We start from the raw sequence: 13933 nt of genomic DNA, 5'->3' as shown, positions 1-13933 counted from the left end.
CCTCATCATCTGATCTGCTCCGCCGGAGCCATGTAGCCGCCGTTCTTGCCCGGAATCCTGCCCTCCACGACGTCCGCGTGGGTGATCGGCCCACCGGGATCGGTGGGCAGGCCACCGAGTGCCTCCGCCCCGGAGGTCCCCTTGATGCCCGAGGGACCGTACGCGGTGACGACGTTGCCGGCTCCGGCGCCGCCGCCCCGGGCGATCACGACGTCGTCGCCCTGACGGAAGATCAGGTTCCCGCTGCCCGCCGAGGAGTGGTACACCGCGTCCGGGTTCTTCAGGATCTCCAGCACGCGCTCGTCGGTGAACTCGTGCCGGGTGTCCGCGTGATAGCCGCCGTCCTTGCGCATCCGGCCGCCCTGCGCCCGCTCGATGACGTCGTCCGCGGTCTTGACGGCCTTCTCCCTGGCCTGCTGTGCCTTCTCCTCCTTCGTGTACTTGGGCATCAGGCCCAGCGGGTCGCACCCCGCGAACGGGTTGGCGACATAGCCCACGGGATTCGGCGCGGGGGCCAGACCCAGCGGGTCCGGGGAGGTGTAACGGCCGGTCTCGGGGTCGTAGTGGCGGAAGCAGTTGTAGTGGAGACCGGTCTCGGGGTCGTAGTACTGGCCGGGGAACCGCAGCGGGGTATAGGCGCCACTGTCCCGGGACCAGGCCGTGGTGCCCCAGAGCGTGCTCCGGGTGCGCCAGGCGATGTCGCCCGTCTCGTCGATGAGTTCGGTCGGCGTGCCGACGAGGTCGGTGGCGATGGCGAAGAAGCGCCGGTCGATCTCCGACTGGCTGTTGTCGGCCGTCAGGATGCGCTCGGTCTGGGCCAGGGGCACGACGTCCCGGTGGTCCCAGGTGAGGGCGACCGTGTGCGGGGCGTCCGGCCGGTGGCTGGTCTGCTCGCACAGGGTGAGGCCGTCCCAGGTGAAACGGACCTCCTCGGCCACGCTCTCGCCGTCGGCAGCCAGGCGCTGCTTGGCGGTGCGCCGGCCGAGGGGGTCGTAGCGGTAGCGCCACCGGGTCCCGTCGGGGGTGGTGACGGAGGTGAGGCGGCTCTCCGTGTCCCACTCGTAGCGCCAGCTGTCGGGCTTTCGGGACAGCCGGGTCTTCTGCCGCAGGGTGACCCGGCCGAGGGCGTCGTGCTCGAAGCGGACGCCTCCGGCGCGGGTGATGCTCGTGCCGCTGTAGGCGCGCTCCCCCGTCGCCTCGCTGCCGGGATGCCGGTCCGGCCAGGACGCCGAGGTCTGGTTGCCCGTGTCGTCGTACGCGTACCGCTCCGTCCAGCCCGGGGCGTGTACGGCGGTGACCCGGCCCATCGGGTCCAGATCGAAGGTGCGGGTGCCGGCCAGCCGGTCGGCGAGGGACAGCAGGTGCCCGTCGGCGCGGTAGGCGTAGGCACGGCTGTTGACGGCCCGGGCCCCGGCGGTGACGTGCTGCGCGGAGAGCCGTCCGGCCTCGTCCCAGGCCGACGTCATGGTGAGCGCGTCCCCGAAGACGCGGGCCAGCTCGCGGCCGGCGGCGTCGTGGGTGAAGTCGACCCGGCGGCCACCCGTAGTGAGCCGCAGGGGAAGCCCGTCGGAGGCGTAGGCGTAGGACGTGACATGGCCGGTGGGTGTCGTCCGGCGGACACGCCGCCCCAGGGCGTCGTAGGAGTGGACCAGCGGTTGGCCGTCCACCAGCTCGGTCTTGACCTGGCCGCGGCGGTCGTACTGGTAGCGCAGTTCGCTGTCCGGTCCGACCGCCTCCAGGAGGCGGCCCGCCCGGTCGTACGCGTAGGTCGTCACCCGCCCGTCGACGTTCTTGCGGAGCACCTGGCCGAGCGGGTCGCGCTCGAAGGAGATGGTCCCGCCGAGGGCGTCGGCCCGCTCGGTGAGCCGGCCCGCGGGGTCCACCCGGTAGGTCAGGGTGCGCCCGTCGAAGTCGGTCTCGGACACGATGTTGCCGACCGCGTCGTACTCGTAACTCCACGTCAGCCCCTGCGGGTTGGTGACCCTGGTGAGGCGCAGGTCGTTGTCGTGCTCGAACTCGTGGCGGCCGCCGTCGGGCCGGGCGGTGGCGAGCGGGAGGTCGAAGTGGGTGTACTCGTAGCTCGACACGCCGCCGGCGGCGTCGGTGTGGGTCAGGCAGTTGCCCTCGCCGTCGTAGGTCCATGATTCGGTGGCGCCGCCCGGGCCGGTGCGCCGGGCGAGCCACCCGTCCGCGTGCCAGGCGAGCCGGGTGGCCCCGCCCGTCGGGTCGGTGACGCGGACCGGGCGGCCGAGCCCGTTCCGCTCGGTGCGGGTGGTGGCGCCGGACGGGTCGGTCACCGCCACGACGAGCCCCGCCGCGTCGCACTCCACGCGGGTCGTGTCCCCGAGCGCGTCGGTGACGGAGGTGAGCCGGCCTGCGTCGTCGTAGGCGCAGTGGGTGGTGTGACCGGCCGGGTCGGTGACCGCCGTACGGTTGCCGCGCTCGTCGTACGTGTACGTCGTGCGGGCGCCGTCCGGTCCCACGACCTCCATCGGCAGGCCCGACGGCCCGCGCACGATGCGCAGTTCGGAGCCGTCCGGACGGACGGCCGAGACCAGCCGGCCCTGCTCGTCGTACGTCAGGGCGGTGGTGGCGCCGAGCGGGTCGGTACGGGACAGCAGGTTGCCGCTCCTGTCGTGGCGGAACCGGGTGGTGGCGCCGAGTGCGTCGGTCGTGGCGAGGATGTGGCAGCCCGGGCCGATCAGGTGCCGGGTGGCCCGGCCGTCGGCTGTGGTCAGGACGGTCGTCCGGTGGCCGGTCGTGGCGTCCGGTTCGGTGTACGCCAGGGTGATCTGGACGTGGCCGGCCTCGCCGCCCTCGGCGACGACCCGGTCCTGGTCGTCGTAGACGTAGTCGTAGCGGCGTCCGTTGGAGTCGATCCAGGCGACGACCCGGTGGCGCTCGTCGTAGCGGAAGGTGGTGGCGGCGCCGGACGGCCTGGTCACGGTGGTGAGGTCGCCGTCCTCGTAGCCGTAACCCATCAGTGGCAGGTCCGCGCCGCCCTCTGCCGCGCCGGCCAGGGAGAGCGCGGTCACCCGGCCGTCGGCGGTGGTCAGCCTCACCTGGTGCCCCGCCGAGTGGACGAGGGCCAGCGGCAGCCCGTCCTCGGCCCGGTCGACGGTGATGCCGTGACCGTTGCGTTCGGTGATGCCGGACAGCCATGCGGTTCCGTCACCGCCGGGTTCGGCGCCCGCCGGGGCGGCGAAGTGACGGACCACGCCCGAGTCGGGGTCGGTGAGCGTGTACGCGCCGTCGGTGTCACGGGCGAGCAGTGTGCGGGCCCTGCCCGACCGTGGCCGGGTGGGATCGCCGGGTACCGGATGCGGATAGGTGACCAGCAGGCCGTCGGCGGTGACATGGACGACGCCGATCGCGTCGATCGCCAGCCGCTCGTCGACCGTGGACGACCAGGACGGGCCCAGGAAGCGGCCGGTCGCCAGGCCGGACTCGGTGCGGCGGGTGAAGACCAGCGGCAGGATGCCTGGGATCTCGACGTCGGTCTGGGGCAGGAACATCCGGCCCGTGGCGAGGTCCACCGGGTCGGAGCCGTCGGTGGTGCGCTCACCGTCCGGACGCCGGTGCGCCCCGTCCTCGGCGTCGTCCACCAGCCTGCGCACCCGGGACGCGTCGGAGGCCTCCTCGGCCAGGCGCGCTCCCTTCACCGCGGCCCCGCCGCCGTCGGTGGCCACGGTCAGCACCAGGTCGGGGATCAGCCGGCCGACGCCCTCGGACGGGTCCTTCATGAAGTCCTTGACCATCTGGGTGCCGGCGCCCACGGGGTCGTTGGCAGCCACCACCAGGCCCGCGGCCAGGCTGTTGAGGGACGTCGCGTACTCGGCCGGGTGCGTGAGGTTGTACGGGTCCATGGGGTCGACACTGCGGACGAAGTTCACGATGCCGGCCGTGCCCTTGATGAGACCGCCGGCGACGTGGTCCTGCATGATCTGCACTTCTTCGTACCCGTCGCGCAACTGCTCGGAGTACGACGGCTTCTTCGGCGCCATGTCGCGGGCGGCGCGGACCGCGGAGCTCGCGGTCTCCGCCGCCGAGTTCCGCTGCTTGCGGGCCTCGGCGAGGATGTCCTGAGCCTCCTTCATCAGCGTCTTGCCGGGGTCGTCGAAGGCCTGTGCGGGCTTGGGAGGGAGCGAGGCCGGATCGCGCTTGTCCGCGGGCTGGGCGTTGTAGTGGTCGACGGCGCGGTTGTAGTCGTCGATCTTCTTGCGGTGGGCGTCGGCAGCGTCCTCGGACGCCTTGACCCCCTCCTTCCACTTGTCGATCGCCGTCTGCGCCCGTCCCTGCGCCCAGGTGACGGTGTCGGCGAACGACTCGAGCGCGCCGACCGCCTTCGCGCAGGAGTCGGCGGCGTTGTACCACTTCGGCGGCTGGGTGCTCACCGCGGTGCGCAGCGCGTCTGCCGCCTCGCCCTTGAGCCGGGACGAGTCGAGGCCCTTGAGGCCGTCGCCGGTGTCGTCGAACGACGACTGGAAGGCGCGGAGCTTCCCGGCGATGGAATTGATCTTGCTCGGACTGCCGTAGATCAGCTTGGTCTTGTCCTCGGTCTGCCCGAGATCCATCTCGTCGACCTCGGCGCCCAGCCGGTTGGCGACCGAACGGGACTGTTCGCGCACCCAGTCGGCGCCGGACTTCCAGCCGACGTCCTGCAACCGGTCGGCGGTCCAGTTGCCCGCGTCCTCGACCCGGTCGCCCACCCACTCGACGCCGTCCTCGACCGCGTCCTCGACCGAGTCGGGCGTGATGTCGCTGATGAAGTCGCCGATACCCACTGTCAGTTCCCCCCGGAATCACCCTGCTGTTGCTGCTGCGCGCGCTCCTGCGGCGACGGCCCGAAGGTGTCGTCCAGCGCCTTGTTCCACTGGTCGTCGGACACGCCCGCGACCTGGTTGAGCATCTGCGACTGCAGGCCGCCCTGCCCCTCGGTGAGAACGGAGCGGCCGGTGTCCTTCCACGTCTGCGACATGTCGTGGCCGGCCTTGTCGAACGACTCCGGGCTCCAGTCCGGGTGCAGATAGTCGGGCGTGAAGATGTCGCCCCAGCCCTGCTTGGCGATCTCCTCCTCGCTGGCGTGCGGGTTCCCGCCGAACACGGAGTTGGCGCCCACCTTGAGCGAGCCCGCGATGTACTGGTCGTTCTCCCACTGGGTGCCCGCCGCCAGGCCGAGCCGGTTCGCGATCTCGCTGGCGTCCCGCACCAGGGCGCGCACGCCCCACTCCCAGCGCTCGCAGAAGTCCTCGAAGTCGACCGAGAGGCCGTGGTGTCCGGCCTCCATCCCCGTCATCGCCAGCTCCGAGAAACCCTTTCCCATCACCGAACCGGTGGCGCCGCCGAGTTCACCGAGCTGGTCGATGGTCGCACCGACGCCCTGGGTGAACTTGGCGACGGATTCCTTGTCGAGCTGGAGGTCCGCTCCGTCTCCGCTCACGGCCGCACCTCCCCCGCCCGACCGGTGTCGACGGCGACCTCGTCCGCAACGATGCCGACGACCGGCGGGAAGAACATCGACCCGTCCTCGGTGGCGATGTCGACGGCGAGGCCGGCCGGCTCGCCCAGGGCGGGCACGATCTCGTCCACGATGCGCGCACCGAGCAGCGCCGCGTAGTCCATGGGCTGATCACCGGGCCCGTGGTGCAGGGCGAACCGGGCCAGCGCGGCCTCGTCGGTGAACCCGCAGATCCACCGCACCCCGCCCGAAGGCACCGACCAGAGGCCTCCGCCGGCCACCGGCACCAGGAGGACCGAGCGCCGCATCTCGCCGACGAGTGCACGGGGATCGTCGTCACCCCTTCTCCGCTCGGCTATGCGCTGGGCGAGCGCCGTCCGCGGCTGCTGCACGATTCCTCCCCGGTCGTAGGTGACTGATGGCACCGCAGATCAGGACGCGCGTGCGGGTGCTGATGGTTCTCGTGGGGGCTCGCCGGGGCCGGTCACCGTCACGAGCGCAGGGCCGTGCGAGGGCGGAGCGCTGCTGCAGCCGCGGGATTCGGTCCTGTGCCGCACGGTGAAGCCTGTGCCGTCTGCGGCCTGACGCGCCGTCGGCCGGTTCAGGGCTGGGCTCGGGCGACGAGCAGCGCGACGTCGTCCTCGCCGCCGGGCGAGCGCAGAATCTCCAGGATGCGGTCGCAGGTGTCTTCCAGATCCTGGCCGCGCGTCGCGGTGAGTGCGTCGAGGAGGGTGTTCAGGCGGGCGTCGATGGGTTCGCTCCGGGTCTCGACCAGGCCGTCGGTGTAGAGGGCCAGTTCGTCGCCGGGGCGGAAGGCGATGGTGGTGGACTCGAAGGGCACCCCGCCGACACCCAGCGGTGCGCCGGTGGGAAGGTCGAGCAGCTCTGCCGCGTGGCCGACGCGCATCAGGACCGGGGGAAGGTGGCCGGCGAGGCAGATCTCGCACTGGCCCCGGTGCGGGTCGTAGACGCAGTAGATGCAGGTCGTGATGGTCTGCTCGACACCTTCGGTCAGGTGATCCAGGTGGCGCAGGGCCTCGGCGGGGGCCAGGGCGACCTCGGCGAAGGCGCGGGCGGCGCTGCGGAGTTGCCCCATGGTGGCGGCGGCGTTGATGCCGCTGCCCATGACGTCGCCGACGACCAGGGCCGTCCGGTCGCCCTGGCAGGGTATGGCGTCGTACCAGTCGCCGCCGACCTCGCTCATGGCGCCGGCGGGCTGGTAGCGGCAGGCGACCGTCAGGCCGGGCAGGTGTGCCGGGGGCTCGGGAAGCATGCTGCGCTGGAGGGTGAGGGCCGCATGGCGCTGGGCCTGGTATCCGCGCGCGTTGTCGATGCAGACCGCGGCCCGGGCCGCCAGCTCCCGGGCGAGGAACGCGTCGTCCTCGTCGAAGGGTGCGGGGTTCCGGGTGCGCTTGAGGTCGAGAGCGCCGAGGACTTCGCCCCGGGCCATGAGCGGTACCGCCAGGTAGGAGTGCACGCCGGCCTCCGCGAGGAGGGTGGCGGCCTCACCGTCCCGGGCGATGCGCGCCAGATCCCGAGGGGTGGTGCGGGGCACCAGAACCGGTCGACGGGCGCGCACGCACTGGGTGATCAGACGGTCGTCGTCGTAGGAGGCGAGTTCCCCCGGGGGGTCGGCCGCCGGGACCGCCTCGGAGGAGTGGGCCGACCTGACGGCCAGGGCGCGGAAGAGGGCCGGACCCTCGTGTGACGCGGTCCGGCCGTCAAGGGCGCTGTCGAGTATGTCCACGGCTGCCACATCGGCCAGGACCGGTACGACGACGTCGGCCAGCTCGCGCGCTGTCGTCTCCAGATCGAGGGTGGTGCCCACGCAGGCGGAAGCCCTGGCGATATGGGCCAGCCGCTGCCGGGCCTGCGCCGCCTCCGCGGCAGCCCGATAACGCTCGGTGACGTCGATGACGGAGTAGGCCAGGCCCAGCACCCGCCCGCCGGAGTCCTCCAGCCGGTAGTACGAGACCGACCAGGCATGCTCGTGGTCGGGGTCGCCGGGGGGACGGCAGACGATGTCCCGGTCCACGACCGACTCACCCGTCTCCAGGACCCGGCGCAGCCGTACCTCGGGGTCCGTGTCCAGGTAGGTCAGGACCTCGCCGGCCCGCCTGCCGAGACGCTCGGAGGCGGACGTACCGGTGATGCGTTCGAGAGCGGGGTTCACGGCGAGGTACCGCAGGTCCGGGTCCAGAATGGCCAGCCCGACCGGGGACTGGGACACCAGACGCACGGCCAGTGCGGCATCACGCTCGACCCGCTCGACGGTCGCCTGGTCCGCGGCGAGACCCAGGGCGTAGACCTCACCGAGGTCGTCCAGCAGCCGCATGTTGCGGAACTCCACGAGGCGGGTGCTGCCGTCCTTGTGCCGGATCGGGAAGGCCCCGGCCCAGTCGGTGCCGGACACCATGATCTCGGCGAACAGCTTGATCACCTCGTCCTGCTGCTCCTCGTGGACCGTCAGCCGAGCCGCGTTCCGGCCCAGCGCCTCCGCCGCGGTGTAGCCGAACAGCTCCTCGGCCTTCGGGCTCCAGAACACCACCTGGCCCTGCGCGTTCAGCACCACGGCGGCGACACTGAGCAGATCGAGCAGGCCACTGGGCGGCCCGGCACGGCCGACCACCGGCCGGCCTTCGTCTGCTCTGGAAGCGTCCGTCGTGCCCATGCCTCATGTTCCTTCCGGCTCGGCGCCTTGGCTCGTGCCGTACCGGCGGGCGTTCTGCCTTCGTCCATGGTCGACCCGGACCGGGGCAGCGCACACCTCGTGGCCGCCGCCGGCGTGCCGTCGCGTGGTGTGGCGGTTCGGTGGTGCCGCTCCACGTCACGTTCGGTGACCGGCTGCGGACACTCGGGGTCCTCCGACCGGCAGCGGAGATCGAAGCCGGCACCGAAAGGGACCGCGCGACACCAGCGGCACACACCTGCTGCTGTTGGTGCGGATACCCGCCATCGTCGCCGCCGTGCTGATCGGCGGGGCACTTTCGGTGCCGGGTGGCGGGGATGCGCCACCCGACGGTCCTTGTCGCGCTCGGCCCCGGGCCGGCCGCGCTGATGGTCACGCACCTGGTGAAGGGCTGCCGGTGGAGCGCGGCGGTGGCGATCGCGCGTGCGGTTGTCGTCCGTCGTGCGGCACGGGATGCTGAGGGAGCACGAAGGGAAGCGGTGTCATGGATCGTTTTCCGAATGCCGCCGACGTAGATTTCCACAGTCCTCTGGACCTCTCCAAAGCCGCCGCCGCGGTACTGGACGCCGAAGGCAACGTCTCCGGGTGGGGTGCCTCGGCCCAGCGCCTCCTCGGGCATTCGCCCGAGGACGTACTCGGAAAGCCGGCCGGCCGGCTGCTGGCAGCGGGCCCCGGGCAGCGACTGTCCGCTCTCTGCAGGACGCACAGGCCCCGCAGCACCGTCCTGGACCTCTCCTGCCGGGACGGACGCACCCTGCGCGCGGCCGTGACGTTCAGCCCGCTCGATCACCTCGGTGTCGCCGCGACCGTCGTGGTCGCGGCCGAGCTGGAGGCGCTTCGCGGCTGGGAGGCGCAGCTGGCGATGCTGCAGGGGCTGGCGACCGAGTCGACCGTGGGCCTGACGATCTTCGACACCGACATGCGCGTCGTCTGGGGGAACGTCTCCACCGATCAGGAGCTCGCGGGGATCGCCGACTACATCGGCCGGCCGGCCGCGGATCTCTTTCCGGAGGGCGAATTCATCTCCCGGCACCACCCCCCGGACGAGGACCAGATCATGGAGCACGTCATGACGACGGGCGATCCGATCATGGGCATGCACTATCGCGGCCGGGCCCCGGCCGACCCGGTGCGCGAGCACGTCTGGTCCTGCTCGTACCACCGGCTGGTGGATGCCCGCGGCGAACTGCTCGGCCTGTTCGAGGAGTCCCTGGACATCACCGAGCGCTACCGTGCCCAGGAACGGCTGTCGTTGCTGGTGCGGGCGGGAAAGCGCATCGGTGCGTCGCTGGACGTCCGGCGTACGGCCGCGGAGCTCGCCGACGTGGCAGTGCCGCAGCTGGCCGACGAAGTGCTGGTGGACCTGCCGCCGGCGGTCATGGAGGGCCGGCAGCCGCCGACGGGCTCGGCGCCGGGGCACAGTCTGCTGCGGATGCACGGCAGGACGCCGGAAGAGTTCCGGACCAGTCCCGTCTCCTACCCACCGTCGTCACCGCAGGCGCAGAGTCTGGGCACCGGCCGCCTCGTCGTCGACGACTCCCAGCCCGACGCGCCGCGCGGGGAGCGACCGGCCCCCTCGCACTCCTGCCTCTTCGTGCCGCTGCTCACCCGCAATACGGTCCTGGGCCTTGCCACCTTCCGGCGCAGCAGCAACCCCGACCCCTTCGGACCCGAGGAGCAGACGCTCGCCATGGAACTGGCCGAGCGCGCCGCCGTCGGCATCGACAACGCGCGCCGTTACACCAGCCAGCATGCGGCGGCCCTGGTGCTGCAGCGCAGCCTGCTGCCCCAGCACCTGCCCGAGCAGAGCGCGGTCGACGTGGCGTACCGCTATCTGCCCGCCGACAGCCGCGTGGGCGTGGGCGGCGACTGGTTCGACCTGATCCCGCTGTCCGGTGCCAGAGTGGGCCTGACCGTCGGCGACGTGGTGGGCCACGGCATGCACGCGGCCGCGACCATGGGCCGGCTGCGCGCCACCGTGCGGACCCTGGCCCTGCTGGACCTGGACCCGGCCGAACTGCTCACCCGGCTGGACGGCCTGGTCGCGCAGGACGCGGAACCCCACGGGAACGACGGGCTGAGCGACGAGTCGCTCGGGGTGACCTGCCTGTACGCGATCTACAACCCGGTCAACGGCCGGTGCTCCTGGGCGAGCGCGGGCCATCCCCCGCCGATCGTGGCCGATGCGAGCGGCTCGGTGGCCCTGTCGGCGCTGGCGCCGGGACCGCCCCTGGGGCTGGGCGGCCTGCCCTACGAGAACGTCGACCTGAACCTCCCCAGCGGCAGCGTGGTGGCGTTCTTCACCGACGGCGTCGTGGAGGACCGGCGCACCGACATCGACAGTGGAATCGACCGGCTTGCCCATGTGCTGACCTGGCAACGCTGCCCGCTGGAGGAACTGTGTGACCGGGCGCTGTCGGCCCGGCCGCCCGGACCGCAGGCCGACGATGCCACGTTGTTGCTCGTCCGCACGCGGCGTCTCGACGCCGACCGGGTGGCGGACCTGGAACTGCCGCCCGACCCGGCCATGGTGGCGCACGCGCGCACGATCGCCGAGCGCCAGTTGGAGAACTGGGGCCTGTCCGAACTGTCGTTCACCGCCGAGCTCGTGGTGAGCGAGCTGGTCACCAACAGCATCCGGTACGCCACCGGGCCCGTCATGCTGCGGCTGATCAAGGACCGCTCCCTGCTGTGCGAGGTCTCCGACAACGCGCACACCGCACCCCACCTACGGCGAGCGCGCCGGGACGACGAGGGCGGCCGCGGCCTGTTCCTCGTCGCCCAGATGTCTCAGCGCTGGGGCACTCGGTACACCTCGTCCGGGAAGACGATCTGGGCCGAACTGGCCATCCCCTAGGAGCCCCTGCCACGGCGGACGCACCGGACGGCCGGTCGCACCGGCCCCGGACGCACCAGCGGCGTCCCACCGGCTCTCACCAGTCGTGCACGGTCCCGTCCTGCAACCTGCTGATGGGCAAGTACGCCTGCTGATAGGGGAAGTGACGTGCCGCCTCGATGTCGAGGTCGACGCCCAGACCCGGCGTGTCGGACGGATGCAGCAGGCCCTGCTCGAACCGGTAGGAGGTGCGGAACACCTCCAGGGTGGGCTCGGAGTGGCGCATGTACTCCTGGATGCCGAAGTTGTGCACGGCCAGGTCCAGATGGAGGGCGGCTGCCATGCCCACCGGGGAGATGTCGGTGGGACCGTGCATCCCGGACCTGACGCCGTAGACGGCAGCGAGGTCGAGCAGCTTCTTCATCGCGGTGACGCCGCCGGTGTGGGTCACCGCGGAGCGCACGTAGTCGATCAGGCGCTCGCTGAGCAACGTGGTGTAGTCGTACACGGAGTTGAAGACCTCGCCGATGGCCAGCGGTGTCGTCGTGTGCTGCCGGATCAGGCGCAGGGCCGCCTGGTCCTCCGCGGGTGTGGCGTCCTCCAGCCAGAACAGGTCGTACGGTTCCAGTGCCTTGCCCAACCTGGCGGCCTCGATCGGGGTCATCCGGTGGTGTCCGTCGTGGAGCAACGGGAGTTCCGGGCCGAACTCCGCCCGCACGGCCTCGAAGACGCCGGGCAGGTGCCGTAGGTAGGCGCGTGTGTCCCAGGTCTCCACGGTGAGCAGGGACCGGCCGCCGCCGACGGGGCGCGCGGGCTCGTAGTCGTAGCGGTCTCCGCCGCCGGCGCTCGACGCGGCCACGCCGTACACGGAGTCGAAGCCGGGTATCCCGGTCTGTATGCGGATGGCACGGTAGCCCCGCTCCCGGTGCGCCCGGATGGAGTCGAGCAGTTCGGGCACGTCGCGGCCGGAGGCGTGTCCATAGGCGAGGGCGCCGGTGCGGGACGCCCCGCCGAGGAGCTGGTAGAGGGGCATCCCCGCGTACTTGGCCTTGATGTCCCACAGCGCGGTGTCCACGGCCGCGACGGCCGCCATGGTCACGGGGCCGCGCCGCCAGTACGCCCCTCGGTAGAGCTGCTGCCAGGTGTCCTCGATGCGGGAGGCGTCGCTCCCGACGAGCAGGGGCACGACATGGCTGTCCAGGTAGGAGTGGACGGCCAGCTCGCGGCCGTTGAGCGTGGCGTCGCCCAGGCCTACGACGCCGTCCTCGGTGGTGATGCGCAGGGTGACGAAGTTCCGTCCCGGGCTGGTGACGATCACCTCGGCGGACACGATCTGCATGGTGGATCCCCCACTTTCCGGCGGTTCGGTCGTTCCGTTCGGTCGGTCGGTTCGGGCGGTTCGGGCGGTCGGTCGGTTCGGGCGGTCCTCTCGGAGGGCGCGGCGGTCATGTGCGGTGGCCGCGCCCGGACGACACCCGGGTCAGCGGCCCCGGGTGCGACGGGCCAGCACGGTCTGGACCTCGGCGACGATGCGTTCGAGCGGCAGGGTGGCGTCGACGGTCATCCCTGCCTCGTCGTCCTCGAGCGGTTCCAGGTCCTCGAACTGCGAGGACACCAGAGCGGCGGGCATGAAGTGCGACTTCCTGCTCTCCACACGGGTGGTGGCCGTCTCCCGGTCGATCGTCAGGTGCACGAAGAACGCGTCGGGCCGGGCCACGCGCAGCAACTCGCGGTAGATGCGCCTGAGTGCGGAGCAGGTGATCACCAGTCCCTCCTCCGCACCCGCTGCCCGCATACGGCCCGCGAGGGCGGCCAGCCACGGACTGCGGCTGCGGTCGTCGAGAGGGGTGCGGTTCTCCATCGACCGGACGTTGCGCCGGGGATGGAAGCTGTCCCCCTCCTCGAACGGCACCCTGAGCGAGTCCGCCAGGTAGCGGCCCACGGTGCTCTTGCCGCACCCGCTCACGCCCATGACGACAACGGGTGCGCGCCGGGCGTGGAACAAGCCCGACATGGCCTCCTGGAACCCGGTTCGATGAGCGGGTGGCAGCCCGTTGGTGTTGAACCCGTCCAGGCCCGCCCGCAGTCGGTCGCGCACGCCGGGATCGTGCAGCCGTCCGCTGCGGATCTCGGCGAGGAGGGCCTCGGCGAAGGCCTCGGCGGCCGTGGCCAGACCCTGGTCGATGGCGTAGGCCAGACCCATGTGCAGCCACATGGCGATCGGTTCCGGCCGGGTGGGATAGCTCTGGACGGTGTCGGTGCCGGCAACGGCCCGCGTCGGCGTGATCATCGCCTCCTGGAGAGCGCCGGCCCAGTTCCTGTCGATGCGGTGGTTCAGTGCCATGACGACCGGATAGGAGAGGCGCACGAACAGCTCGTTGCGCGAGCCGGCGAGGAGCGTCCGGTGGAAGGCCGCGTCCACGTCCCTGAAGCGCTGCCGGATCGCCGCGCCCTCGAGTGGCTGCGCGAAGTCCGGGTCCTCGCTGAGGGCGAGCAGGGTGCGGGCGTGGCTGGTGAGGTCGTGGCAGATCTCCGCGGACCGGCTCTCGGCGGCCAGCCTGGCCGCCCGGGGCTCGATCACCTCGCGCAGCTCGGTCAGTGACCGCATCTGGCTGTCGGGGGCCACCTCCAGACGCCACGCGATCACGTCGGGGTCCAGCAGGTCCCACCGCTCCAGCGCCTGGACGGTGGCCCCGATCCGGGGCTGCAGATTCACCAGGCCCTTCTGGTGCAGCGACTGCAGGGCTTCGCGGGCCATGGGCCGGGTGACTTCGAACTCCTGCGTGACGGCGTCCACGGTGAGGTGGTGGTCGCGGGGCTTGCCGCCTTCCACGATCTGGCAGCCCAGTCGCTCCACCACCCTCGCGGTGGAGCCCCGTAACGCGTCCTCGGTTCCTTCGGGCGGGTCGGCTTCGGGACCAGTCATGGCGCAGATGCTAGGTCACAGCGG

General features: G+C 71.7%; 7 protein-coding genes. 1 reads left to right on the top strand and 6 read right to left on the bottom strand.

What is annotated here, in order from left to right:
* Positions 1 to 5: 5 nt before the first annotated feature.
* The 4 genes from AC07DS_RS34690 to AC07DS_RS34675 all read right to left on the bottom strand — a co-directional run bounded on the left by AC07DS_RS34690 (position 6) and on the right by AC07DS_RS34675 (position 8129).
* Entirely contained in the window at positions 6 to 4784 is a 4779-nt protein-coding gene (locus tag AC07DS_RS34690; RefSeq protein ID WP_479151842.1) for a putative T7SS-secreted protein, read from the bottom strand.
* A 2-nt stretch (positions 4785 to 4786) separates the two neighbouring features.
* Positions 4787 to 5440: a hypothetical protein gene (locus AC07DS_RS34685; protein WP_479151840.1), complete on the bottom strand. Its 654-nt coding sequence runs from the start codon at positions 5438 to 5440 to the stop codon at positions 4787 to 4789.
* On the bottom strand, positions 5437 to 5850 hold the full coding sequence (locus AC07DS_RS34680) for a hypothetical protein (RefSeq protein WP_479151838.1): 414 nt from the start codon (positions 5848 to 5850) through the stop codon (positions 5437 to 5439). Before AC07DS_RS34680 ends, AC07DS_RS34685 begins: the two co-directional genes overlap by 4 nt.
* 209 nt (positions 5851 to 6059) lie before the next feature.
* Positions 6060 to 8129: a SpoIIE family protein phosphatase gene (locus AC07DS_RS34675; RefSeq protein ID WP_479151836.1), complete on the bottom strand. Its 2070-nt coding sequence runs from the start codon at positions 8127 to 8129 to the stop codon at positions 6060 to 6062.
* A gap of 502 nt (positions 8130 to 8631) precedes the next feature.
* Here AC07DS_RS34675 and AC07DS_RS34670 point away from each other — a divergent pair.
* Positions 8632 to 11004, top strand: a complete 2373-nt coding sequence (locus AC07DS_RS34670) for a SpoIIE family protein phosphatase (RefSeq protein WP_479151834.1) — start codon at positions 8632 to 8634, stop codon at positions 11002 to 11004.
* Between the two features lie 76 nt (positions 11005 to 11080).
* On the opposite strand, the gene manD is transcribed toward AC07DS_RS34670, so the two are convergent.
* Entirely contained in the window at positions 11081 to 12322 is a 1242-nt protein-coding gene (gene manD, locus AC07DS_RS34665) for a D-mannonate dehydratase ManD (protein ID WP_479151832.1), read from the bottom strand.
* 141 nt (positions 12323 to 12463) lie between these two features.
* The gene (locus AC07DS_RS34660; RefSeq protein WP_479151830.1) at positions 12464 to 13909 is read right to left on the bottom strand and encodes a gluconokinase, GntK/IdnK-type; all 1446 of its coding nucleotides are present in this window, start codon (positions 13907 to 13909) and stop codon (positions 12464 to 12466) included.
* Positions 13910 to 13933 lie beyond the last annotated feature (24 nt).

This window comes from Streptomyces sp. NPDC044064, assembly GCF_056434245.1.
The sequence above is the reverse complement of the archived record's forward strand: the minus strand, read 5'-3'. Positions and strand labels throughout refer to the sequence as shown.